Annotated in this window: 20 protein-coding genes and 5 pseudogenes; 9 read left to right on the top strand and 16 right to left on the bottom strand. The window is 61.7% G+C overall.

Annotated features, from left to right (window positions below; translation table 11 throughout):
- The first annotated feature begins 8 nt into the window (after positions 1-8).
- Positions 9-356 (top strand): hypothetical protein, encoded by a 348-nt coding sequence (locus QCE48_RS15760; protein WP_309784750.1) that lies wholly within the window; start codon positions 9-11, stop codon positions 354-356.
- A gap of 156 nt (positions 357-512) precedes the next feature.
- On the opposite strand, the gene QCE48_RS31895 is transcribed toward QCE48_RS15760, so the two are convergent.
- Positions 513-806 (bottom strand): DUF6723 family protein, encoded by a 294-nt coding sequence (locus tag QCE48_RS31895; protein WP_404982593.1) that lies wholly within the window; start codon positions 804-806, stop codon positions 513-515.
- Between the two features lie 49 nt (positions 807-855).
- Between QCE48_RS31895 and QCE48_RS15770 the strand changes: the two genes are divergently transcribed.
- Entirely contained in the window at positions 856-1356 is a 501-nt protein-coding gene (locus QCE48_RS15770; protein WP_404982595.1) for an L-dopachrome tautomerase-related protein, read from the top strand.
- A 64-nt stretch (positions 1357-1420) separates the two neighbouring features.
- On the opposite strand, the gene QCE48_RS15775 is transcribed toward QCE48_RS15770, so the two are convergent.
- Positions 1421-1621 carry a hypothetical protein gene (locus QCE48_RS15775; protein ID WP_309784754.1) on the bottom strand — a complete coding sequence of 67 codons (201 nt, stop codon included), beginning with the start codon at positions 1619-1621 and terminating at the stop codon, positions 1421-1423.
- Here QCE48_RS15775 and QCE48_RS15780 point away from each other — a divergent pair.
- Entirely contained in the window at positions 1620-2600 is a 981-nt protein-coding gene (locus QCE48_RS15780) for an OBAP family protein (RefSeq protein ID WP_309784755.1), read from the top strand. The two genes, QCE48_RS15775 and QCE48_RS15780, sit on opposite strands and share 2 nt — an antisense overlap.
- Before the next feature lie 272 nt (positions 2601-2872).
- Here the strand turns inward: QCE48_RS15780 and QCE48_RS15785 are convergent.
- The 4 genes and pseudogenes from QCE48_RS15785 to QCE48_RS15800 form a co-directional block, all read right to left on the bottom strand.
- Positions 2873-3092 (bottom strand): annotated as a pseudogene (locus tag QCE48_RS15785) (NAD(+) synthase); the annotation flags it as partial.
- 67 nt (positions 3093-3159) lie between these two features.
- Positions 3160-3951, bottom strand: coding sequence for an EAL domain-containing protein (locus QCE48_RS15790; RefSeq protein ID WP_309784756.1), 792 nt, complete (start codon positions 3949-3951; stop codon positions 3160-3162).
- Between the two features lie 103 nt (positions 3952-4054).
- Positions 4055-4213, bottom strand: a complete 159-nt coding sequence (locus QCE48_RS15795; RefSeq protein WP_309784758.1) for a hypothetical protein — start codon at positions 4211-4213, stop codon at positions 4055-4057.
- A 558-nt stretch (positions 4214-4771) separates the two neighbouring features.
- Positions 4772-7057, bottom strand: a complete 2286-nt coding sequence (locus QCE48_RS15800; RefSeq protein WP_309784761.1) for a multicopper oxidase domain-containing protein — start codon at positions 7055-7057, stop codon at positions 4772-4774.
- 640 nt (positions 7058-7697) lie between these two features.
- Here QCE48_RS15800 and QCE48_RS15805 point away from each other — a divergent pair.
- Positions 7698-8849, top strand: a complete 1152-nt coding sequence (locus tag QCE48_RS15805; protein WP_309784762.1) for a GGDEF domain-containing protein — start codon at positions 7698-7700, stop codon at positions 8847-8849.
- Between the two features lie 188 nt (positions 8850-9037).
- Here the strand turns inward: QCE48_RS15805 and QCE48_RS15810 are convergent, their stop codons facing one another.
- Positions 9038-11218, bottom strand: coding sequence for a TonB-dependent siderophore receptor (locus QCE48_RS15810; RefSeq protein WP_309784765.1), 2181 nt, complete (start codon positions 11216-11218; stop codon positions 9038-9040).
- Positions 11219-11762: 544 nt separating this feature from the next.
- Between QCE48_RS15810 and QCE48_RS15815 the strand changes: the two genes are divergently transcribed.
- Positions 11763-12599 (top strand): serine hydrolase, encoded by an 837-nt coding sequence (locus tag QCE48_RS15815; RefSeq protein ID WP_309785080.1) that lies wholly within the window; start codon positions 11763-11765, stop codon positions 12597-12599.
- 218 nt (positions 12600-12817) lie between these two features.
- Positions 12818-13018, top strand: coding sequence for a hypothetical protein (locus QCE48_RS15820; protein ID WP_309784766.1), 201 nt, complete (start codon positions 12818-12820; stop codon positions 13016-13018).
- A gap of 77 nt (positions 13019-13095) precedes the next feature.
- Here the strand turns inward: QCE48_RS15820 and QCE48_RS15825 are convergent, their stop codons facing one another.
- Positions 13096-13665, bottom strand: a complete 570-nt coding sequence (locus tag QCE48_RS15825; protein ID WP_309784767.1) for a hypothetical protein — start codon at positions 13663-13665, stop codon at positions 13096-13098.
- 62 nt (positions 13666-13727) lie between these two features.
- Here QCE48_RS15825 and QCE48_RS31900 point away from each other — a divergent pair, with 62 nt between their 5' ends.
- Positions 13728-13829 carry a hypothetical protein gene (locus tag QCE48_RS31900; RefSeq protein WP_404982599.1) on the top strand — a complete coding sequence of 34 codons (102 nt, stop codon included), beginning with the start codon at positions 13728-13730 and terminating at the stop codon, positions 13827-13829.
- A gap of 203 nt (positions 13830-14032) precedes the next feature.
- On the opposite strand, the gene QCE48_RS15835 is transcribed toward QCE48_RS31900, so the two are convergent.
- Positions 14033-14566 (bottom strand): DUF4142 domain-containing protein, encoded by a 534-nt coding sequence (locus tag QCE48_RS15835; RefSeq protein WP_309784769.1) that lies wholly within the window; start codon positions 14564-14566, stop codon positions 14033-14035.
- A 78-nt stretch (positions 14567-14644) separates the two neighbouring features.
- Positions 14645-14962, bottom strand: coding sequence for a four-helix bundle copper-binding protein (locus tag QCE48_RS15840; RefSeq protein ID WP_309784770.1), 318 nt, complete (start codon positions 14960-14962; stop codon positions 14645-14647).
- Between the two features lie 444 nt (positions 14963-15406).
- Between QCE48_RS15840 and QCE48_RS31905 the strand changes: the two genes are divergently transcribed.
- Positions 15407-15958 (top strand): alpha/beta fold hydrolase, encoded by a 552-nt coding sequence (locus tag QCE48_RS31905; RefSeq protein WP_404982631.1) that lies wholly within the window; start codon positions 15407-15409, stop codon positions 15956-15958.
- On the opposite strand, the pseudogene QCE48_RS15850 reads toward QCE48_RS31905, so the two are convergent.
- From QCE48_RS15850 to QCE48_RS15870, 5 genes and pseudogenes are all read right to left on the bottom strand, one after another.
- Positions 15844-16488 (bottom strand): annotated as a pseudogene (locus tag QCE48_RS15850) (GMC family oxidoreductase); the annotation flags it as partial. The gene QCE48_RS31905 and the pseudogene QCE48_RS15850 overlap by 115 nt on opposite strands.
- 152 nt (positions 16489-16640) lie before the next feature.
- Positions 16641-16841 (bottom strand): annotated as a pseudogene (locus QCE48_RS15855) (gluconate 2-dehydrogenase subunit 3 family protein); the annotation flags it as partial.
- Positions 16842-16873: 32 nt separating this feature from the next.
- Positions 16874-17332: pseudogene (locus tag QCE48_RS15860) on the bottom strand (hypothetical protein); the annotation flags it as partial.
- A 12-nt stretch (positions 17333-17344) separates the two neighbouring features.
- Positions 17345-18445 (bottom strand): annotated as a pseudogene (locus QCE48_RS15865) (enolase C-terminal domain-like protein); the annotation flags it as partial.
- Positions 18446-18452: 7 nt separating this feature from the next.
- Entirely contained in the window at positions 18453-20252 is a 1800-nt protein-coding gene (locus QCE48_RS15870) for a thiamine pyrophosphate-requiring protein (protein ID WP_309784772.1), read from the bottom strand.
- Positions 20253-20545: 293 nt separating this feature from the next.
- Here QCE48_RS15870 and QCE48_RS15875 point away from each other — a divergent pair, with 293 nt between their 5' ends.
- Positions 20546-21883, top strand: coding sequence for a Gfo/Idh/MocA family oxidoreductase (locus tag QCE48_RS15875; RefSeq protein ID WP_309784773.1), 1338 nt, complete (start codon positions 20546-20548; stop codon positions 21881-21883).
- Positions 21884-21887: 4 nt separating this feature from the next.
- Here the strand turns inward: QCE48_RS15875 and QCE48_RS15880 are convergent, their stop codons facing one another.
- Positions 21888-22808 carry a sterol desaturase family protein gene (locus tag QCE48_RS15880; RefSeq protein ID WP_309784775.1) on the bottom strand — a complete coding sequence of 307 codons (921 nt, stop codon included), beginning with the start codon at positions 22806-22808 and terminating at the stop codon, positions 21888-21890.
- Between the last annotated feature and the right edge of the window lie 93 nt (positions 22809-22901).

Raw genomic sequence — 22901 nt, forward strand, 5'->3', positions numbered from 1 at the left:
AGGCGGCAATGAGCGTTGCATCGAGAATGCAGGGCAATGGTTTTCCGCAGGCATTCCAGTTGCTGTGCGTTGACACACCGACTAACCGTGGAGAAATCATGAAGCCCGAGCCGTCTGATCCAGTAGAACGTGCTGACCAACGCCGAGAAGAACTCGGTGCTGGCGACGTAACCCAGAAGCCCGACGGCACCATCGAGCAAAAAGAGCATGGCAGTATGGACGCGTCGCTCGTTCCGAAGGGGAAGGACCACCCCGAGCAGGGAACGTATCAGCCCGAGCACGATCAACTCGATCCAGACGTCGAACCAGGGTCGAAGAACGGTCATCCGACGAGCAAGCCGGACTCGGAAGCCTGATTAGACAGGTCGCCGCTACGCATCAGTGTCTTAAATAATAAGCCGGACGAATTTAGAGTCGACGCGTTAGCCAGCATCAGCCCGACAAGCGTTACGACGGCATTTGAGGCAGTCTCTCGATCTCCTCTCTTGTATAAACGACGGTCGATGTCTGACTTAGAGACCTTCGGGACTCTCGAGGTCAGCGAGCACGATCGCGCGCCCACGTTCCTGTGCCGCCGTAATCGCTTCATGCTTCGAAGCAAAGGGACCGATGACAGGCGCGCCATCGAAAGGAAAGAGCAGGCGGCCATCGGTCTTGCGCACGACCTTCAGGCTACCGTGATACAGGTGGCCCGCATTGATCCGGTATGAAGTGTAGATGGCAAAGTCATCGTCCGTCCTGGCCGGTGCGGGCTGGGTCACGGTGCGCGTCGGATAGAGGACGAGCTTGGGTCTCTTACCGGGCATGCTCAAATTGTCCTTCGTAAAATAAGCGGCGAAGAACCGTCGACGCGTCATGTTAAGCGGTTGTGCATCGCCGCACCCGGTCCGTAACCCAGTCCTTTTGAACGGCGCCGGGCGCTTCGAGCATTTGAGCGGCGCCACGGATGGCGTTTCGCGTGGAAAGTTGTGGATCATCGACCCCGGCGCCCCCCCTGCGCAGTCGCTCATCGTTCCCGGCGCGCCCAAGCTGGTACGCATCGATTTCGCTTCGAACCGCGTTGCGCAGAACTTCGCCTTCGACGAATCGATCGCACCGCAAGGAAGCTACGTCAACGACGTCCGCGAGCGCCCCGACGGACGCTTCGCGTACGTCACCGATTCTGGCGTGCGAGGATTCGCGGGTCGAAACGGCTGGCATAGACGAACCGGCGGACGGGCTACTCTGCGATCGCGAGGGGCGGCTCTATGTATCGTCGGTCGAAGATCACGCGATCCGCATCCGCGTCCACGCTCCTATTGCCGGACACATTTGCCAAAGGACCGGACGGAAACGACCTCGCCCATGAATTCGTGACCCGCGATGTCGCCGGACTCATGCCAGGCGTGAAGCCGTCTTACAGGCGCAGGTCCGCCATTGCTTAGGACTTGCCACCTTCTCCTGCCTTCGTTTCGGACAGGTCATCCGACCTCACCTCGGCCTCGCGCACGGTCTTGCCATCGTCGTCCGTTTCGGAGATGTCGGTCGTATAGGTGTCGTCGCCATTGGCGTTTTCGTTGTCCGGTTGCTCGCCGGCTTCCTGCAATTCACTAGGTTTGCGGGGCTGCGAAGACGTGCTCATGATGAACTCCTGGTGCCTCCTGGGCGCAATCAAAGAGGGAAAAGTACCGACCGCTGGGATCGCCACGCTGCGGACGGGGAAGGCGTCCCCCGGTCAGCATGCAAGGCACTTCAGCAAACGCGATGCCGCGGCCGCAGCGGTACGGCGATTGCTACGAAAAGGTGCGAGCCGGGCAAAGGAGACGTTCATGGGGACGCGACGTGGATTGGCGAATCAGCAGGGCCAATTCGCGCCTGTCGCGGCTGGCGTTGTCGCCGGGCTCGCGGCGGCGGCGGGCGTATTGATCGGGCGACGCGCAGGCGCGATCGCGAATGTCGGAGAAGGCCATTCCGCGAAGCATCGCTTGCTCGATCTCGCCTCTGGCGTCATGCAGCCCAAATATCCGCTTGAGGCGATGAGTACGTGGCTTAATGGATTCCACATGTATGCCGACGACATGGGCCGCCAGGTCGAGGCGCATCATTTCTGCATTCATCTGCGTCACGACTTGCATCAATGCGTGATCTTCGATTCGAACCGGCACGATGCACGCCTTATCGGCATCGAATACATCATCTCTGAGGAACGCTTCCGGCAGTTGCCCGCGGAGGAGAAGCGCCTCTGGCACAGCCACCATTACGAAGTGAAGTCCGGCGTTCTGGTTGCGCCCGGTATTCCGGAGCTCGCCGAGCGCGCCTATTTCAAGGACCTCGTGTCGACTTACGGCAAGACCTTCCATACGTGGCAGATCGACCGTGACGAGTTCCCTTACGGCGCACCGCAACTAATGATGGGCTTCACGCAAGACGGACAGGTGAACGAGGCAGCGCTTGAGGAGCGGGACCAGCGCCTCAATGTGTCGCATGAAGAGCGCCGGCGCAAACGCTATGACATCCCCGTGCCCGATGTCGCGCCCGGGGCGAACGCGTGGGAAAGCGGCACGTCGGTGCAGACAACGCTCATAGACGTACCCTTTAAGGGCCAAGGCAAAGGGCTTTGACGGCTCAATGCAGCGTCCATAAACCTAAGAGGAAGCAATGCCATGAACTCCGCAATCCGAATTGTAGTTGTCGCCGCGCTCGTCGCATCCATGTCGTTCGCAGCGGGTTGCAAGCGCAGCGCGGAAACGAGCGGCGGGTCAGCAGGTGATACAGCGGCCTCCGCGCCGATGGCGTCGGCGCCGGCTGCAGCGGTGAGCTCCCCGGCCGCAGCGAGCCAGTAGCCCCTTCCTCGGCGTTCGTTTGTCTGAGGTGCATCTCGATGCCGCGGGCGCTGGTCGGCGCCCATCGAGCGTGCGAGTGCGAGCACGCTCCGTTTGTTCAAGCACGGTAGGCGCAGGACATCCGTTCCGCTGTCGCCGAACTGCATGAAGAAGCCCATGAGCAATTCGGCGGCGTGGTCGGTTCCGATCACCACGCCGCGCCGCGCCGGCGATTGCAGGTTAAACAATCATCCGCTCGCGCGGCTTGTCGTTGCCGAGCACGAAATCTTCATGGAACAACGATACGACGGGAAGCGCGTGGTGGGCATCGGCGACCGCAACCCCGTAACGCCGCCAATCAAGCCGCCATCGCGCTCGCACAGAGCGGAGGCACCGCCTTGAAAGCGGGCTTTGCAAAAAAATAACCTTGCATCAACATGACGCCGTTGGCCGCGAAAAAGTCGCGCTCACCTCGCGTTTCGATCCCTTCTGCGATCACGCGAATGCCAAGGTCGCGACACATTGCCAGAACGCCGCTCACGATGCGCTGGCGCACGGAATCGATGTCGATGTTGCGCACTAATTCCATGTCAAGCTTAATCAGGTCCGGCTGGAAGTCGGCGAGTAGCGTCAGACCCGAGTAGCCCGCTCCGAAGTCGTCGATGGCGGTCTGAAAGCCGAAGCCCTTGTACGCTCGGAAAATATCGACCAGATGCGGTCGGCTGATGATGTTCTCTCCCTCCACGGTCTCGAAGATGATCCGCTCGATCGGAAAGCCGTGCTTTTCCGCCGCTTCGAAAGTGCTGCGGATGCACGCTTCGGGACGATAGACGGCATTTGGCATGAAATTGATCGAGAGCAGGCCCTCCATCTTCAGCGCGGCGGCCTGGGCGATCGCCGTGGTCCGGCAGCGCTGGTCGAAGTGGTAGCGGTTGCCGTCGTCCACCTGGGCCAGCACGCTTCCCGCCGACTCGCCGTTGGGCCCGCGCACCAGCGCTTCGTGCGCGAACGCGCGGCCGGTGCCGACGTCGACGATAGGCTGGAAAGCGAATGCCAGTTCGACGGCATGATCGACGCTTGTGCATCCGGCGCAGCCGGTTTGCGCGCCGTGTACTTCGTGTATACGGTGAGTGGTTGCTGGGTCGCTCATGCTCGTGGAATCGTTTCGCCGCGTGGCGCGCGGCCTCGTTGCAAGACGAGCGCCGACGAAACGCCGACGTTCAGACCGCTTAACGGACGCCGCGCGACAATCTTTAGCGCAGCCGGCCGCGGGTATCGCCCGGATTGCCAGGATCGACGGCGCGTTTATCGCCGGGGGCCGTCCGATCGCCGTCGCGGGTGAGCTTGCCGACGCTCGTGTTGACCCAACCCTTCGCCTGCTTCTTGACGCCTTCGACCTGATCCTTGTTCATGCCGCCTTCTTTCGAAAAGGAACGAGGATATTTCGAGGAGCGGTCATGCCGCGCAACGTGGAATGTCGCTTGCTATAGAAAGCCGTGTCAATTCGCCCGGAGATCGCCGATGTCCGAAACTAAGGCAGGAAATAATCAGCATGGCTCCCGGCCGCCCGAACACCCCATCGATTCGCCTGGCCTCACCGGTCTCGGACCGGCGCAGGCCGAAGACCCGCCGCATCGTGCGCAGGACGCGGCCGAGTCGCGCGATCCGCCCAGTCCGGCCGGTGTGCCGCGAGGAACGGATCCGGCATGAGGGCGCGGCCGCGGGCTTCGGCGCGCCGGGCGAAAGGCTGTGCGCCGACGGCGCGTGGTTAGCTTCGAGGCACTCGAAACGTATTGCTAGCTTGAACACGAAGTAAAAACGACTTTCGCCTCCTTCAGCGCCGGCCAACAGCGGATTCTGGGAACGGTCACACGTACAGCACGCGCCCATCCGGCATGGAGCGTCGAGCTGACCACATCGGTTCTTGCCGGCGCGATGACGCGATCCTCACCGCACTTCCCAAGCCCTCCCTAACGCCGTACGTAGCTTTTGGCTGAACATAACGAAGCCGCAAGCGCAAACTTCGTTTCATCCTCGCCGCGAAATCGGGCCATCCATCGGCTCGTGCCCTTCGTCATCGCAGTGATCGGTGCAGAAAGACGTTGCAACCACGCGGTCGTCGGCGACACTACGGCTACGTTCTCCATCATCCCGCGATCCTCGTGGTCGAGGATATGACAGTGCATCACGAACTCGCCGGTGAAATCCTCGTAAGCCGTACGCATCTGAAGGGTATAGCCCGCCTTGATGAACAGCGTATCGCGTATCACGCCTTGCAGGTTGCAGTACTCGCTGTCGCCGGTTGCCAGCTCCTCTTGCGTGCAGCCTCCCGAGCCGTTGAAGATCGAATTGTTCGATCCATTTTTAATGTCGACGACCTTGAACGGGTTCGTGTGAATATGGAAGATGTGCGTGGCGAAGTTCGATGCTGAAACGTTCCATTGATCGACGGTTCCAAGCGTGCCTGTCACGCGGATCTTGTTCGGATCATAAGACTCCCCCTCGATCAGAAAGGTGAGTGGGAGATTCGGCCCAGTCGGCAGATTGATCTGGAACTGTTGATTGACCGTCTGCTTGATCGGACCATCCACAGGTACAGTCGGCGCGAACGCGCGCAGCGCAAGCGATTTGAGATCCGTCTTCGCCGGTTCCGCCAACGTAGGATTCGATGCAACCAGTTGATCGCGGATGTACTGCCAGTACTTCGAGTGGTTGCCCACTGTCGTATTCGGAATGTTCACGCCAGGACCGACTCGCGCGAACGACAGCAGTCGCCTGTCTTTCACCTTCGTCGCAGTGGGGCGGAAGTTGATGGTCGCGGACGCCGACGCGGCCTCATCGAGGACGCAATACAAGCCTGGGGACGGGAACGCCACCAGCACGTCGCTCCGATAACCGGGGTTCATCGAGTTGACGTCCTTTTCCACCATCGTCTGCATCGTAATGCCGTCCTCGGCGAACTCGAGTTGCTTGACCGTTTCGCCACTGCACAACTGGTCGAGCGTAACGACTTGCGCGGCCTTGGTACGATCGTTGGCGAGCGCGGCAGCCGCGGCGTTAGTCGCCGAGTTGACCTGAGCCGCGCTTAGCGACTGCGAGTCCGCCAGGCCAAGCGCGGTGAGGTTGGCACGAACGATCTTCACGTTGATAGTGTCGCGATTGCCGCCGTGCACCATCCGCAGACGCCTGATGTCGCCGGCTGGGACAAAGGTGAGCGCACTCGGAAAAATCGGTTGCACGACACCGTTGATCTGCGTGTAGCGCCCCGAGATGATCCACGATGAGTTGACCGCCCCCGCCGGTGCGCCCGTCCGGGTATCGGGAACGAAGCCGAGTTGATTGTTATAGCCACGGATCTCCCCTATCTTTCCAGAAGGACAGATCCATTCGCCTGTTGTCGGATCGAGTAGCGGAACGGTGGACGTGGCATCGCTGAAGCACGCGTATTCGATCTGCTGAAACAGCATCACGTGCTCTGTCAGGGGCAATCCGAACAAGCGCCGACGAAGAATCGTATCGATGTCCGCGCGACCGTCCGTCACGCCAGCACGCGCCTGGCGCGAGCCGCGCACGATCAACACGCCCGCCATGCCGCTAGCCACGTCAATGGCCGTCGATCCGTGCAGGTGCGCGTGATACCAGAACGTGCCAGCCGGATGCGTGGACGGAATGCTATAGACATACTGGTGCGCGTTGGCGCTCGTCGGCTTTCCGCCGCTCGGCGGCAGGGCAATCAGCACGTTGTCGGCGCTGCCCGACGGCGAGATATGTAGCCCGTGGGTATGAATGTTCGTGTTGTTGAAGCAGTGCGGTGTGACGTGGTCGGGTTGGCTCGGGCACGTGCCGTCATTCGGGTTTAACGGAAGATTATTGGTGAAGTTCAGCTTAAGCGTGTTGCCGGGCTTGATGCTGATGGTCGGCCCTGAAGGACAGCCGTTGTACGAGCGCATGCTGACCGTGTCTAACTCGTTTGTCGACGGGTTATAGATCTTGTAGCTTCCCATTCGCGCCGTAAGCGAAACGGTGGCAGAGTTGCCGAGCGGGTTTAGCCCTGCTGCACATTGCAGCCGTTGAAGGATTGATGAAAGACTGCCTGTCGTCGCGACGACGGAGTTGCCCGCAGTGGCATCGGCGGTATCGTCGACGTCGGTAAATGAACGAGCGTTCAAATTCGTCTGCGCAACACACAGCGCTGGACTTAACGCGAGCGCAAAGAATAACGCCGGCACGACGGCTTGGTTCAATGGCCTTTTCATCTGTGCTCTCCTCTTCACGAATGGGCCTTCACCGCAAGAGGACATTAGTTCATTGAAAATCAGACGTATGCCTAATCGTTTTTTCTTCGTGCGATACCGCACATTGTCTTAATCCCGACCGACGCCCGTCCCTTTACACGTGCATCACCATGCGATCGTGGTGCATCGTGGGCGCTTGGCCGCAAGGGTATGGGCACTCGGCGCCAAAAGCGAAACTGGAGACGTAGTCGATTAAACGACGCGGCGCGACGCGTTTAAGCCGGCGGGAATCGCATTGACCTTTCGGGAACCTAACCGACAAACGACAACGGGCATACGGAAACTGGCAAAGCAAATCGCTATGACGAGTGATCGATTCCCAGTCATCCATATCGCCGATGTTCGTCGATCTTAGATCGATGATCCAGAAATCGGTCGTTTGTCGCGCCACCGCTTTGACTCTCGGCGCAACGTTAAGACCGTCCATGCGACGACCGACGCTTGCCTCAAAGCGCTGCTTTTCAACCGCCGCTTAAAGCCACAATTACCCTCTTGTTTGGTCGATTGAAACCATCGCCTTCCGCTACACTTCTTCCCTCGGGCGCGACCCGCATGCTTACTCCGTTTTCACGCGTCCCGCCCTGTGCGTGACGTCTCTAACATGTTCCATACACCCGATACCGAAACACTGCGCCTGTGCAGCGTGCTGTCCAGTACCGCGTTCGGGTTCGTTTTTGCGCTCGTGCGCTTTGCGGGCGGCGGCGAGCGGTATTTTTTGCATTGGTCGGCCAGCGCCTTTTTGTACGCGGCCGTACTGATCGGCTTCGAGTTCGCCCCGGGACACCCCGTCCTCAAGAGCGTGCTGCTTGGAGCGCTAGCGGCAACCAACATGCAAATCGTTTCCGGGCTGCGCGCGTTCGATCGCCAGTCGGCGTTTCGCTGGTGGATGATCTTGCCGATCGCCGGTTGCATTGCCACGCATCTCCTTCCGGCGATCGTCGCGGGTACGGATTCACATACGTTTCTCGTGACGCAAATCGGCGATACGCTGAGCATCGCGATATCGGCCCTGATTGCAGGCCTCGCGTGTCTGGCCGGGGAGCCGCGTGCGTCGAGCGCAAAGGAAGCGGACATCATCGCCACGCCCAGCCGAGGCCGCCGCCTGGCGGGTTTCGCAATGCTGAGCTATCTGCCCTGTTATGCCATCACGCTCGTCGGCTATGTGTGGACCGGAGCTCGCGACAACCTTCTTGCACTGGTTCCCATGCTGTCCGACCAATTGCTGCTCGCGATTCTCAACCTCGGCTTGCTCGCGATACCCGCCGAACGCGCAGCGGCGCGTCTTCGGGATGCGGCGTTGCGCGATCCGCTCACCGGTGTCTGGAACCGCGCGGGCTTCGAGTCGCAGTCGCTGTCGCTAATCGCGAGCGGGGCGACGCTGCTCGCGATCGATCTCGATCACTTCAAGCAGATCAACGACACGCACGGCCACCTCGCGGGCGACCAGGTTCTCCAGGCGCTGGCAACGGTTGCAACCGCAGAAGTTCATTCGCTCGGCGGCGTATTCGGGCGTTTGGGCGGCGATGAGTTTCTCGCGATCTTGCCCGCCTCTCGCGCGCCGTATGCGAAGGCGTGCGCCCGGCAAATTCACGATGCTTGCCGCCGATGTGCGAACGGCATGCTCGAATGGACCGTTAGCATCGGTCTTTCACAAGTCGCGCACGGGGAAACGGATGTGCGCGAAGCATTGCAACGCGCTGACCGCGCGCTGTATCGCGCGAAAGTCGACGGACGCGATAAGGTCATAGCGTGAGAATGGCGGCGCATCTCCCTTCCTTTGCAGCTCCGCATTGTTAAGATCGTGTGGCCGTCTTGGTGCGCCGTTGCGTTCGCCTAGATTCGTCACTGCCGCTTGCGTTCAGGCGCAAGCGGCAGTAATCGGCCTTGCATTGTCGTTCGACCCAATGCGAAGGCTATGCGACGCAGTGCGCTAAAGCGCGCTTACCAGTGATAGTTCATGCCCGCGAACACCTGACGTCCGTAGCCGAACGCGCACCAGCTGCCGTAGTAGCACGATGCGACATATTCCTTGTTGAAGAGGTTCTGCGCGTTCACATAAAGCTCCGCGCCCTTCAACTGCGCCGCCGCGCGTCCGAGGTCGTAACGCAGCGTGGCATCGACAAGGAAGAAGCTCGACACCTTGAAGGTGTTGTCGCTGCTGTACGTCGTGCCGGTATAGCGTCCGCCCGCGCCCATCGAGAGACCGGCGAGCGGTCCACGGTTGATCGTGTAGTAGCCCCACAACGAAGCCTGATTCTGCGGAATGGCGGGAAGGAACTTGCCGTCGAGCCCGCTGTTGTCCTCCGTGTACTTCGTGCTGAGATACGTATAGCTCGCCGTGACGTTCAACGAATCCGTGAGGCTCGCCTTCGCTTCGAGTTCGACGCCGAGTGATCTCGCCTCGCCGACAGCCGACTGGAAGGCCGGGTTGTCCGCGTTGACGGTCAGCAGATTCTTGCGCGTCAGATCGAACACCGCAGCCGAGAAGAACGCGTTATAGCCCTTCGGCTGAAACTTCACGCCTAGCTCGTACTGGCGCCCGCGCTCGGGCGAGAACTGATTGCCGCTGATGTCGACGCCCGCTTGCGGCGTGAACGATTCGGTATAGCTGAAGTACGGCGCGATGCCGCTGTCGAATACATAGCTCAGACCACCGCGGAACGTGAACGCGCGATCGAACTGATGCGACACGATGCCAAAAGTCGTGTTGTTCGAATCGCTGCTCGCCCAGTCCTCGCGGCCGCCGAGCGTGAGGATCACGTTGCCCCAGCGCGCCTGATCCTGCGCATAGACGCCGTATTGCGTGCCGCTAAGCACCTGGTGATAGCGGTCCGGCGGCGTGATCGCCTGGTTGTAGTTCGGTGCGAACATGTCGAGCGACGGCGCGGTGCCGAAGCCCGCGTCGAAGTTGCTCGCGTAGTGCTGATAGTCGAAGCCGAACAGCACCGTATGATCGATCGGACCGGACGAGAAATTGCCTTCGAGCTGATTGTCGAGCGAGACCGTGTTCAGGTTGTCCTTAGACGCCGCCGTGCCGCGATCCAGCGTGCGCAGGTCGTCTTCGAGCGCGGTCGCATAGACGCTCTTGTAGTCCTGCGCGAGGTGCAGCAAGCGGCCGTTTGAACGGAACGTCCACGCGTTGTTGAGCTTGCGGTCGAACTTGTACCCAATCGCTTCCTCGACCCGGTTGAAGCTCTCGAAGTTGTGATCGCCGTCGTAGAAATCGCTCGGCAGCTTGCCATTCGGGTTAAAGAGCACCGTCCCTTGCGGCGGCACGCTGCCGTATGACGTGCTGCGTGGGTCATGCTGATACAGCCCGTACAGCGTGAGCGAGGTCTTGTTGTCCGGGCGCCATGTGAACGACGGCGCGATCGCGATGCGCTTGTTGTACGTCGACTGCACCTGCCCGTCTTCCGAACGCGCGATGGCGGTGATGCGATACAGGTAGCGGTCGTCGCCCGCGATCGGTCCGGAGAAATCGAACTTCGCCTGCTTGTGCGCGAAATTGCCGAACTCGATGCCCACTTCGTGCAGCGGCACGACCGTCGGCATCTTGCTCTCCTGATCGAGCAGGCCGCCCGCCGCCGCTTGACCGTAGAGCACGGATACCGGTCCCTTGAGCACCTCGATCCGTTCCATCATGTATGGGTCGACCTGCGGCACCGCGTACCACGCGTTGTCGAGCAGCTTGAGGCCGTTCCAATACTTGTCCGCATCGAAGCCGCGCACTTTAAGCATGTCGTAGCGCGTCGCGATGCCGCCGCGCGTTTCGGGCGTCACGCCCGAAACATAGCGCACCGCGGCGTTGAGCGTCTGCGCGTTCTGCTGATCCATCTGCTCGCGCGTGACGACGGAGACGGACTGCGGCGTTTCGAGCAGCGACGCGCTGCCCTTCATAGCGGTCGATTCCTTCGCGACGTAGCCATTCGTCGGACCATACGGCTCATCCACGTTCTGGGCTGTGACCTTCACCGCGGGCAAGGTGCTTTCGCTAGGCGCGTTCGCTGCGGCCGGTGCCGGCTCCGTCGACTGCGCATAGGCAAGCGGCGCCGCCGCGAACAGCAGCAGGGCAGCCAGTTTCAGGGGCCGCATCGCGACCGGGCTCGTCGTACTTGGTTTCATGCTCATTTCTCGTGGATGTCGTTGCGTGCGTGAATGCGAATCGTTATTATTTGCGGGCGAATTGTGACCCGACGTTTTATATTTGTAAAGAGACGATTCGTGCGTTTTGGTCCGAAACGACACAATCCGCTGCACCTTAGGCACGATCGTGCTCGGTCAACGAAGTCGGACTGTTGAATGCGCAAAACTTCGCGAGACGTCGGAGATGCACAAGGGCAAATGGCCCTCACCTGAACCTGAATACCTTTCTGCCCGGTTCTTGCTCACGCAAGCTAAGGTCGTGCGAAAAACGTAGCAAGGCTCGACGGCGAGCGTCGTTCCGACGTAAGCGCGGAACAAGCCTTGCTCGCCTGAACGGTACTTATCGGCGGAGCCCGTCATGGTCATTGAACCCAACCGAGCCGATCCGCATGACGCGCCGAAGCATCGGCACGCGACCGAGGCAACAATGAGAAGTGATGCAACTCTCGCTACGCTAGGCGAACAGCTCGCGCAAAGTACCGATGGCATTCGCGCGTTCGTCGTCGTCCGCGACGGCCGCACTTTGTTCGAACACTTCCGGCACGATGTCCAGCCATCGGATCTGCAAGAGATCAATTCAGTGACGAAAAGCGTTGTCGGCATGCTGGCGGGGATCGCGTTGCGCGTCGGCGCGCTTCGCGACATGCAGCAGGTCATCGGCGAGTTTCTGCCTGAGGCGCGCTCGAGAGGGGTCGATGAACGTGTGCGAAACATCACGATCGAACAGCTGCTGACAATGACCTCCGGCTTCGACTGGGACGAACGCACGGTCGACGAATGTCTGCTTGGCGCGTGTTCCCGGCTCGGCGGCGAGCGACTGCGCTTCATTCTTAGCAGGCCGCTCGCGTATGCGCCCGGCACGCACTTCAACTACGATTCCCACGCCACTCACCTTCTCTCGATTGTGTTGGCGCGCGCGACCGGCCGCGCGCTCGACCGGTTCGCGCACGAAGCGCTCTTCGATCCGCTCGACATCGAACGCTGCGAATGGATAGTCGACGAGGAAGGGTATGCGTTCGCGGGTCGCGGACTGTCGCTGACCACGCGCGACATGGCGAAACTCGGCTTGGTCATGCTGTCAGGCGGCGAATGGCAAGGCAAGCGCCTGCTCGACGAGTCGTATGCCCGCGAGGCCGCGATGCCACACAGCGCGGGCGGTTGGCCGGTGGACGATGCGCGCTATGGCTATCTGTGGTGGGTCGAGCCGCGCGGTTGTTTCGCGACCGGGTTCGGAGAGCAGTACATTTTCGTCGTTCCCGAGGAACGAATCGTTGCGGCCGTAAGTTCCGATAACAACAAGGCACCCAAGCACGCACGAAGCTTATTCGACAAATACGTGCGCGATGCGCGCGCCGGCTAGCGGACGCATACGTTTGCGCATCAGTCACACACAGAAGGAGCCCACCATGCAGCACGATCCCTATCCGTCAAGCACGAGCGAGCACCCTGGCGTCCGCAAGCACTGGATTACGGACGGCGTCCCAGCTTTCTTGTGCAACGCATTATGAGCTAGCCTGATAACGAAATTAGATGCTAGGCGGCCATTCGCTATTTCCCGCCTGAGCCGAGGAGACGATCATGTACTTACCCCGCGTCGATTTCATCGGACCGGACACTGTCCCCGCTGCCGCGACGGCGGTCGTCGCGGAGTCGAGAGACAAGATATTTACCGCCCAAGCGCTGAATTCCATTCCTACGGAAGCAGATGCATATCGCTTTTCCGACGCCCGCGCGGACCCCGAGGCTCGACTCCATCCCCTTGTCACTTTCTTCGAATGAGGGGTGTCTTTAGACATCGCTAAAGGGCTGTTAATCGGGGGTCCACGCTTCGTGAATGGTCTGAAACGCGCCGCCATTCATCGGACCGCCGCCGGCGGGGATGGGCGCCAAGGTGCCCCATTATCCGTGCGTGGATCGTAAGCCTCGTGCCAGTCGACTGAGCGCGTATCGCGACCGCCTATCGCGTGAATCAGGCCGTTCGCGGCCACCGCGGAAATGGCGCCGCGCGACCCGCGTGACAGAGGACGGATCGCGTGCCAGCGGTCGTCGGTCACGACATACGCATAGCAGTCCGGAGTCGCAATGCGGGTTTGTTCGACGAAGCCGCCGAATGCATAGATCACGCCGTCTTGCGCTGCTACGCCGATGTGGTTGGCGCCGCGCGGTATCGGCGCCGCGTCGAGCCACATGCCGCGCGATGCATCGAACACGTGATGACACGCACGGGCAACTTGTCCCGCGCCATAACCGCCGATCACATGCATGCGATCGCCCACGCCCACCGCCCATGCCATTTCGCTGCGCGGCAGCGGCGGTGCGCTCGTCCAGCGGCCGGCATGTGCCGCAGGCGGCGCCGGCGAATACGTGAAGCGTTGCCCGAATGCGTCAGAGGGTAATTGCGTGACCGATGGATCCTTGAGTTTCACATACAGTCCCGCGCGTCATCGTTCAGACGCTGCTCGCGTGGGACGTCGACCACGTATTCGGCATGGTAGGCGACGGCATCAATCCGATCATCGAAGCATTGCGCCAGCATCGTGACAAGATCCGCTTCCTCGCTTGCTTCGTCCCGTGCTCGCTTCGATGCTGAATTCGACACGCACCGCCTTGCTTGAAGTGCACGTCGATCCGGTCGAACCTGTGACGATGCCAGAGCGGTTGAAGGCTTGACGCGGCGAATTTGAACCGCAGTGGCGTTGCACGCTCGATCTCTATGCCGTCCGCTCTGCCGGTGAACCGGACTGGCGATCGAGCCGCGTGGCGGGCGGATCGCCAACGGTCTACGCGTTCGATTTACTGAACGCCTTTCTTTGCAGCCAGAGCCTGCGCCATCTTCAGATGATCCTGGATCGTCGGCAAAGCCTTTGCTGCTGCTTTCTTCAAGTCGGCGTTCTGGCCGCTTTCCGCTTCCTTCTGAAACGCTTCCACGGCCTTCTGATGCCCCTCTACGCCGACGCTCTTGATGTACACAGTGTCGAACTCCTTGCCCTTCAGGCCCTTTAGCGAATCCAGAACGGTCGTGTCCGAGTTGTCCTTCGGAACCGCCACGCCGTGCGGCGCCGCCATCTTCAATTCAAGCGTGAGCTTCGTGTGATCGACCATCATGTGATGCGCGAAGTTCGTCACATCCTTGTCCTGCGATTGCTTGACGGCAAGCTTCGCGGCATCGATTTCGGTCGAACCGGACATGGACGCCGCCTGCACGAACTCCTTGTCTTGAGGTGGAAGGTCGTTTGCCATTGTGGTACTCGCCGCCTGCGTCTGCGCGAAGGCAGGCAACGCGGCTAAGGCAAGCGTCATCGGCAAGACAAGCATTTTCGTTTTCATTGGATTTCCTTCAGGTTGATGAGGTGATAGGCAATCAGCAATGCGGATGCCGCGTCGAATGTGGCTTAGCGCGTCTGTTCAAAGCGCCCGGCACGCTTCGGCACACGCGCGGCAGGCATCACTGCATGCCTGACAGTGATCGGCCGGATGCCGGCGGCATTCGTCCGCGCAGGCGTCGCAAATGCGCGCGCATAGATCACAGAAGTCGCGCATGAACTGCGAGTCCCGCGCGAGCGCTTCCGACGTGAAGCCGCACAACGCAGCGCAGTCGAGATCGAGCCGTATGCACTTTTCCATGTCGGGCAGATTCCCCTCCGCGATACACGACGACGCGCAGTGATGGCATGCGGCCGCGCAGCGATCGAGCGCGGCCATACAGTCGAGGTATTGGCTCATGTCGGTTTCCTTCAGATGTGGAGAGATCACTGTCGATTTTCAGCAAGCGCCGGACCCGCCTGGCTCACTGGCAGGGTCATGCGACGGTGCGCGCAACCAGGCATGCAGCGTGCTTCTTCTTCAACCATTCCCTCGAGCTCGCATCGACGCATGAAACGCGCAAGACTTAACAGGCTTGTATTGGGCGCGGGCATCATCGCCGACGTTGGGTGGCCTGGGCCGCGACCCAATGGGCGCGTCTACGACGCACGCCCGCCCTCAGCCCGGAGAGCGAGCGCACCGGAATTCGCAGTGAATATCTGAACGCTGGCCGCATCTTCACGCGGCTCGCAGGCGACGTTGGGCCGCATGTCGTGCTGGTGCATGGCCTCGTGATTTCGAGCCGCTACATGGAACCCTTGGCGCTTGCCCTCTCGTGCGCTTTCCGCGGTCCACGCGCCGGACTTGCCCGGGTTCGGCGAAAGCCGCACACGCCGCGCGGCGCTCTCCATCCCCGAACTCGCGGATGCACTGCATCTTTGGCTCAAAGCAAGCGGTATCGAGCGCGCATCGTTCGTGGGGAATTCATTCGGCTGTCAAATCCTCACCGACTTCGCGATGCGCTATCCACACGCGGTCGACCGGCTCGTGCTGCAAGGACCGACTGTCGACCATCGCGCGCGTCACCTCGTCACACAGGTCCTGCGCGATCGCCGCAACGGCAGACTGGAACAGGCGCGTTCGTCGGCGCCGATTGGCCGTATCGGCTATGCGAAGGTGGGGCTCGTCCGCGCTTTTGCGACGATGCGCGCGCTGATCGCGCGGGCGGCCTATGCATTCGTCGTTAAGCGAGCACGCTCGATCGTGCTGCATGGCTATTCGCTCGGCTCGGGCGTCGCTACGCGCGGCGCCGAAAGCGTGGCGAGCGGCGTCGGCGCCCAGGGAATGCCGAGCGCTTCGGCGCCGCGCGCAAGCACGAGCGCGGCAGCATTCAGTTCATGCGGCCGATACGGGTAGCGCGGCCGCCTCAGACCCCACGGATAGTTCACGAGTCCGGATATCTTCAGCGCATCCTCGACCTGCGCGTGGTAGCGCCACATCTCGCGCCAGTCGAGCGGCCAGCCGACGCCATAGCCGAGCAGGCTGCGCGCCTTGAACCACTCGGGGCGAAAGCGCAGCGAGACCATCGCGAAGTGCACGGTGCTGCCGCCTACCGCCTTACCGCTATTGTTATTGCCGAGCTTGAGCGGGTTCTCGCCGTCGCAGATGCGCTCGTCGGTCCAGTAGAGCTTGTGCTGATGCGTTTCGTCGGAGGCGAACTCTTCGAGCGGCCGCCACCATGCGCCCGCATCGAAGGCGACCACGCTGAAGCCTTTCTCGGCGAGACGACATGCGAGCGTACCGCCGCCCGCACCCGTGCCGACAATCGCGAAATCGACCGGCTCGTGCTGCGGATATTCGCGCATCGGCACCCATGCGCCCGCGCGAAACACGTTCGGCGCGCGGCCGTCCTTGCCGCGAGGATGATGCAGGGCATCATCGAGCATGCGGTGTCTCCAGATCGTGCACGTGCTGCTCCACCGCTTCCCACGGATCGCGCCGGTCGAAGCCCATGCGCACATAACCGCGGATTCGCCGGCCCGCCAAAGCCGATCTGGCTCCAGGCGTGCGGATGCGAATAGTAAGCGCCGCATACGTCGTGCAAGATGCGTTGCGAGAAGAACAGTTTCGACGGCATGCCGCGCCACGCGGCGCCTTCCAGTTCGCCGCGCTCCATCGCCTGCAAGAGCGCAATCTGCGATGCCTCTTCGATACTCGCGAACGGCAAGCCGAAGCGCGTGCGGCTTTCGTCGTCCAGCGCTGCGAGCCCGATGCGCCACGCTTCCTGCAACGCGGGCAAACGCGCATCCCTGTAACCGTCGCCCCGGTTCTGGCGAGCAGGAGGGCCATCGGCGCGCCGATGGGAGCTGCATAGAAGAAGTTGTGCCAGGACATTCCGCCGGGCCGCTTGGTCACGTTGTACAGGTGAAAGCCGGTGCCCGCGACGCCGACCGCGCCCGCCGTCAAGTAGATCGCGTGCCGCGCCGGATGACGGCGGGAAGCGCCGTCTGCTCCGCCATGCAGGCCAGCACCGAGTGAGAGAAGCGAGGTCGCGAGCGGCGCGTACATCGCCCTGTTGGCAAACGAGCCGCGATAATGTTCGATGCCGCTGTCGGCCAGCACCGAGAGCGCGAGCAAAGCCGAACTGCGGTTGAACGAACGCGCAGCGTCGAGATGCGCAGCCGACTCGCTTGCGCCGCCGTCCGCGCTGGCACGTGCACGGGCGAGTGTTGCCAGCAGCGCTGCACCTGCCGCAATGCCGATCGCTGCGCCCTGAATCATCCGGCTCATCGATGCTCCTAAGACCGCATAGGCTTGCGCGTCCGCGCGCCTGAGTTCAAGGCCGCAGCCCGGACGCGAAAGATCGGGCGCAATGATGCCATCGCGCGCGCGGCGCGCCGTCGAACAAGATCGCTTCGAGACGCACATGATCGTGGAACCATTCCTGATGAACGAAGCGCGGTGCCGCGCACGCTACATGCAGATGCAGTGCCGGTGCGCAGTGCGCGGAAAGCGGCGTGTGATACGCCTCGCACAACGCGGCCACATCGAGAAAGCCGGTGATGCCGCCGCAACGGCTCGCGTCGGCCTGCAATACGTCGACGGCGCGCGCGTCGAGCAAGTGGCGAAAGTCGTCGAGCGTGTAGCCGTATTCGCCCGCCGCGACCTGCATCGGCGCTGGAATGGCTTGCCGTAACGCGCACAGGCCATCGTGATCGTCGGAGGACACCGGCTCTTCGAACCACTCCACGCCGTATTGAGCCAAGACTTCCGCGCATGCAAGCGCTTCCTTCTGCGTGAGGGCGCCGTTTGCATCGACGAACAAGCCTGCATCGCCGATCGCCTCACGTGCTGCGCGAACGCGTTGCGGGTCGCGTCAAGGCTCGCTGCCGATCTTCATCTTGACCCAGCGACAGCCGTCATCATCGACCCATGCGGAAAGCTACTTTGCAAGCGCGCGTCTTCATAAGACGTGAAGCCGCCGCTGCCATAGATCGCGATGTTCGGCCGCATCGCGCCAAGCAGCTTCGCGAGCGGCACGTCCAGCAGCTTCGCCTTTCGATCCCATAACGCGCAGTCCAGTGCGGATATCCCAGTCGCGGCGACCCCGGAGCGTCCCATGTTGCGCACGCGTTGCTGCATGGCAAGCCATGCGGCGCGCACGTCGAACGCATCGCGTTGCAGCACCGCCTCGCTAAGAGCGCCGCGAGTCAGTGGGACCGCGCAAGCGTCCGTATAGGTGTAGCCGATGCCCGTCACGCCGCCCGCATCGACTTCGGCAAGCACCAGCGTGGTGGAATTCCATGCGAACGTGCCGTCGGCTTCGGGTCCGTCCGCCGGCACCGTATAGGCTTGCGCGCGCACCGCGGTAATGGGCGCGTCTGTCTGGCGACATGGCGTCATGACGCGATTACTTTCCGTCCTTGTGCCCCGGCAACACGGCGCTCAACACTTGCTTGGCGGTATCGAGCAGCACGTGGCTCTGGTCCGGATCGCCCTTCATCAGCGTGGTCGCGAACGCCTTCGCCTGCGCCATCGTGATGTGCGGTGGCAAGGGCGGCACGTTCGGATCGGCCTTCACTTCGATCACGACCGGACGGTCCGCCGCCAGCGCCTCGTCCCACGCGGCGCCCATGCGTTCGGCATCGTCGACGTAGATGCCCTTCAGGCCGATCAGTTCGGCAAACTTGTGATACGCGACGGACGGAATATCCTGCGATGCCTCGAACTTCGGATCGCCTTCCATCACGCGTTGCTCCCACGTCACCTGATTCAGGTCCTCGTTGTTCAGCACCATGCAGATCCAGCGCGGATTCGCCCATTGCTTCCAGTACTTCGATACCGTGATCAGCTCGGCCATGTTGTTCATCTGCATGGCGCCGTCGCCGACGAGCGCAAACACCGGACGATCCGGGAACGCGAACTTCGCGGCGATCGCGTAAGGCACGGCCGCGCCCATCGAAGCGAGGCCGCCCGAAAGCGAACACTTCATGCCCCGCTGCACTTTCAGATCGCGCGCGTACCAGTTCGCACATGATCCCGAGTCGCTCGTGACGATCGCATCGGCGGGAATGCGCTTCGACAGTTCCCACACGCTGCGCTGCGGATTGACACCGCCCTTCGCCGGTTCGAGCGCGCGTTTTTCCAGCGTCTTCCACCAGTCGGCGGTCCAGCCTTCGATTTTCTTGCGCCACGCGCGATCCGTCTTTTCGGTGAGCAGCGGCAAGAGCGCACGCAAGGTTTCCGCGCTATCGCCAACGAGGTTCACTTCCATCGGATAGCGCAGACTCAGCATGTCCGCCTTGATGTCGATCTGCACGCCGCGCGCCGCGCCTTCCTTCGGCAGAAACTCCGAATACGGAAAGCCTGAGCCGATCATCAGCAGCGTGTCGCATTCCATCATCATGTCGTAGCTCGGCTTCGTGCCGAGCAGGCCGATCGAGCCCGTGACCCACGGCAAATCGTCGGGCAGTGCCGCCTTGCCGAGCAGCGCTTTCGCGACGCCCGCACCCAGCTTCTCCGCCACGGCAATGACCTCGTCGGTAGCATCGAGCGCACCCGCGCCGACGAGGATCGCCACCTTCTTGCCTTCGTTCAGAACCTCGGCGGCGCGGTGCAGATCGGCATCGTGCGGCACGACTTTCGGCGCGCTGAAACCGACGCCGGAATGTACGGTGCCATGTTTGCGTCCCGGCGGTTCGTACTCCAGTTCCTGCAGATCGTTGGGCAACACGATCGCCGTGACCTTGCGCTGCGAGAGCGCCGTGCGCACGGCGCGATCGACGAGATGGCGCACTTGAGCGGGCACGCTTGCCTGCTGCACGAACGCGCCAGCGACGTCCTTGAACATCGACACGAGATCGAGTTCCTGCTGGTAGTGTCCGCCGAGCGAGGCGCGCGCTTGCTGGCCCGAGATCGCGAGCACCGGCATGTGGTCCATGCGGGCATCGTAGAGGCCGGTGATCAGATGCGAGGCGCCCGGCCCGGAGGTCGCGATGCACACGCCCAACTCGCCGGTAAATTTCGCGTGCGCGGACGCCATGAACGCGGCCATTTCTTCGTGACGTACCTGCACGAACTCGATCTTGCCCTTCGCGCGATTGAGCGCGCCGAACACGCCGTTGATGCCGTCACCGGGATATCCGAAGATGCGGCGCACACCCCACGCATGAAGACGCTCGACCAGAAAGTCTCCGACTGTCTCGCTCATTGCCTGCTCCTTTCACTGAATGCACATTGCACGCAATCCGTGTGCCGCGATGGAGACGAGCGTGCCGTTCGCAAGGGCTGATTCCAGCGAGCAACTTCTATCATGGGGTGATACAAACCTACTTGATGACGGATTCGATGCCCTTTATCGAAAGGGGAATCAAGGTCGGCAAATGGCGGCGCCCGCGGAGCGTTCGCGCCCGGGTCCGATTCATCTGGCATGCTCGATGCTAAAGCTATCGCGCGGTTTGTTAGCGCAACCTACTCGACGCGAGCGCTTTCACGGAGCCTTCAATGTCATCTCGCAGCCCACCCGACAATCCCCCACAACCGACAAGCGTCGCGACGCCCGATGACCCCACTGCGCCGCCCGCAAACACTCGCCGTTCGTTTCTCCAGCCCGGCGGGGCGGGTATCGCTGCCGCGCTCGCCGCAGGATCGCCGGGCAGCGTCTGGGCGGCCGGAGTGCCCGGCGCGGATACGAATCAGGTCAGACTTCCGCTGATTCAGGACCCCGACACCGAGCAGAAGGAGCAAACACCCGACGCCAACCTGCCGCCCGACGATCGCATCGGCTACGCGGTGGTCGGGCTCGGGCGACTGTCGTTGAATCAGATTCTGCCCGCGCTTTCGCATTGCAAGTATTCAAAGCCGGCGGCGCTCGTCTCGGGCGATCGCGCGAAGGCACTCAAGGTCGCGCGGCAATACGGCATCGCGGATACGGACGTACTCGATTATCAAAGCTTCGAGCGTCTCGCCGACAACCCGCGCGTACAGGTCGTCTATATCGTGCTGCCCAACGGCATGCACAAGGAGTACACGTTGCGCGCCGCGAAGATCGGCAAACATGTGCTCTGCGAGAAGCCGATGGCAACCAACGTCGCGGATTGCCAGGCGATGATCGACGCGTGCCGGCGCGCGGGCCGCAAACTGATGATCGCCTACCGCAGCCAATATGAACCGATGGACCGCATGATCGCGAAGATGGTCAGAGAGAACAAGCTCGGGCCGCTGCGCGAGTTCGTCGCGGGCAATTCGCAGAACGTCGGCGATCCAGCTCAGTGGCGGCTCAACAAGGCGCTCGCGGGTGGCGGCGCGCTGCCCGATATCGGGCTCTATTGCCCGAACGCAGCGCGCTTTCTGTCGGGCGAAGAACCGCTCGACGTGATCGCATCGGTGCACAAGCCGGACGGCGATCCGCGTTTCGTCGAAGTCGAGGAATCGGTGCAGTTCATCCTTCGCTTTCCGAGCGGGCTCACCGCGACCTGCATGTCGAGCTATGCGAGTCATGAGTCGCGATTCTTCCGACTGCAAGGATCGCAAGGATGGGTAGAGATGGACCCCGCATTTGGCTACAACGGTTTGCGCATGCGGCACGGGATGCTCGTCGATGGCAAGAGCGCGATGACCGAATTGCAGATCGATCCGCAAGACCAGTTCGCGCGCGAAATCGATCACATGTCGGTGTGCGTCAAGAGCGATATCACGCCGCATACACCGGGCGAGGAAGGTCTGCAGGATCAGCGCATCATGGAGGCGATCTACGAATCGGCGCGCACGGGGCGCGTCGTAAAGATCGCAAGGCTCGCCGCGTCGACGCGCGGGCCTGATCCACAAGAAGAGACGTTTTAACCGTTCACCGTCCCGGCTTGACTTGAACCGCGCTACAGGCTGCTGAATTCTTTAGACGTAGCGCCGCGGTTGTTTCATCGAAACCGTCCGCGCGCCAGCCCGGCGGCAGGATCACATAGCGAATGGCAGTCCACACGCTGCCGGCCGAGGCGACATCACGCGCTAGACTCACCCAGTGCTCGAATTCGACGACGAGCGGATTGCGGGACCGTGTCGGAGTCGTGAGACCGTAGCGGCAAGGCTCATCGGCGCGTTCTTCTACATACGTACCGAATAGGCGGTCGAATATCACCAGCACGCCGCCGAAGTTGGCATCGAGATAATCGGCGTTCGATGCGTGGTGCACGCGATGCGCGGAAGGCGTATTGAACACGTATTCGAGCCAGCCGAGTTTTGGGGTCCACGTGTTATGCAGCCAGAACTGGTACAGCAAGTTGAAGCTGAGCGTCGCCAGCACGATTTCCGGACGCACGCCGAGCCATACCAGCGGCGCAAAGAAGATCGCCGAGCCGGTTAGCTTCCCGGTCACTCCGAGCCGATAAGCCGACGACAGCGTCAACTGGTTCGGCGAGTGATGAACCGCATGCGTCGCCCAAAAGAAACGGATTCGATGCGACGCGCGGTGATACCAGTAATAGCAGAACTCCTGGCCGATAAAGAGCAGGAACACCATCAGCGCGCTGTTCAGCGTGACGGTGAAGATCCGGTGATCCCAGACGAGCGCAAAAACAGGCGTTGCGAGCGAAAGCGGCAACAGCGCGAGCAGCTTGCGGCCCGCAATATCGGCGAGCGAAATCCAGACTTCATACCAGTCGAAGGGCGTGGCGCTGTCGCGCTGTCTGCGCGTGAGCACGCAAGCCTCGATCAGCGAGATGCAAACGATGAACAACGTGACATACAGCGCGATCTTTCCAGTGCTGAACATGATGGGCGATTGGCAGGTTGAGATGAACGCGTCGTTGGCGGGAAAAAGCCGCGTTCGCGTCGGGTGAAGCCAATGTAGCGGGCTGCCCGGTTA

Origin of the sequence: Caballeronia sp. LZ024, from assembly GCF_031451455.1 — a bacterium.
Taxonomy (GTDB): domain Bacteria; phylum Pseudomonadota; class Gammaproteobacteria; order Burkholderiales; family Burkholderiaceae; genus Caballeronia; species Caballeronia telluris.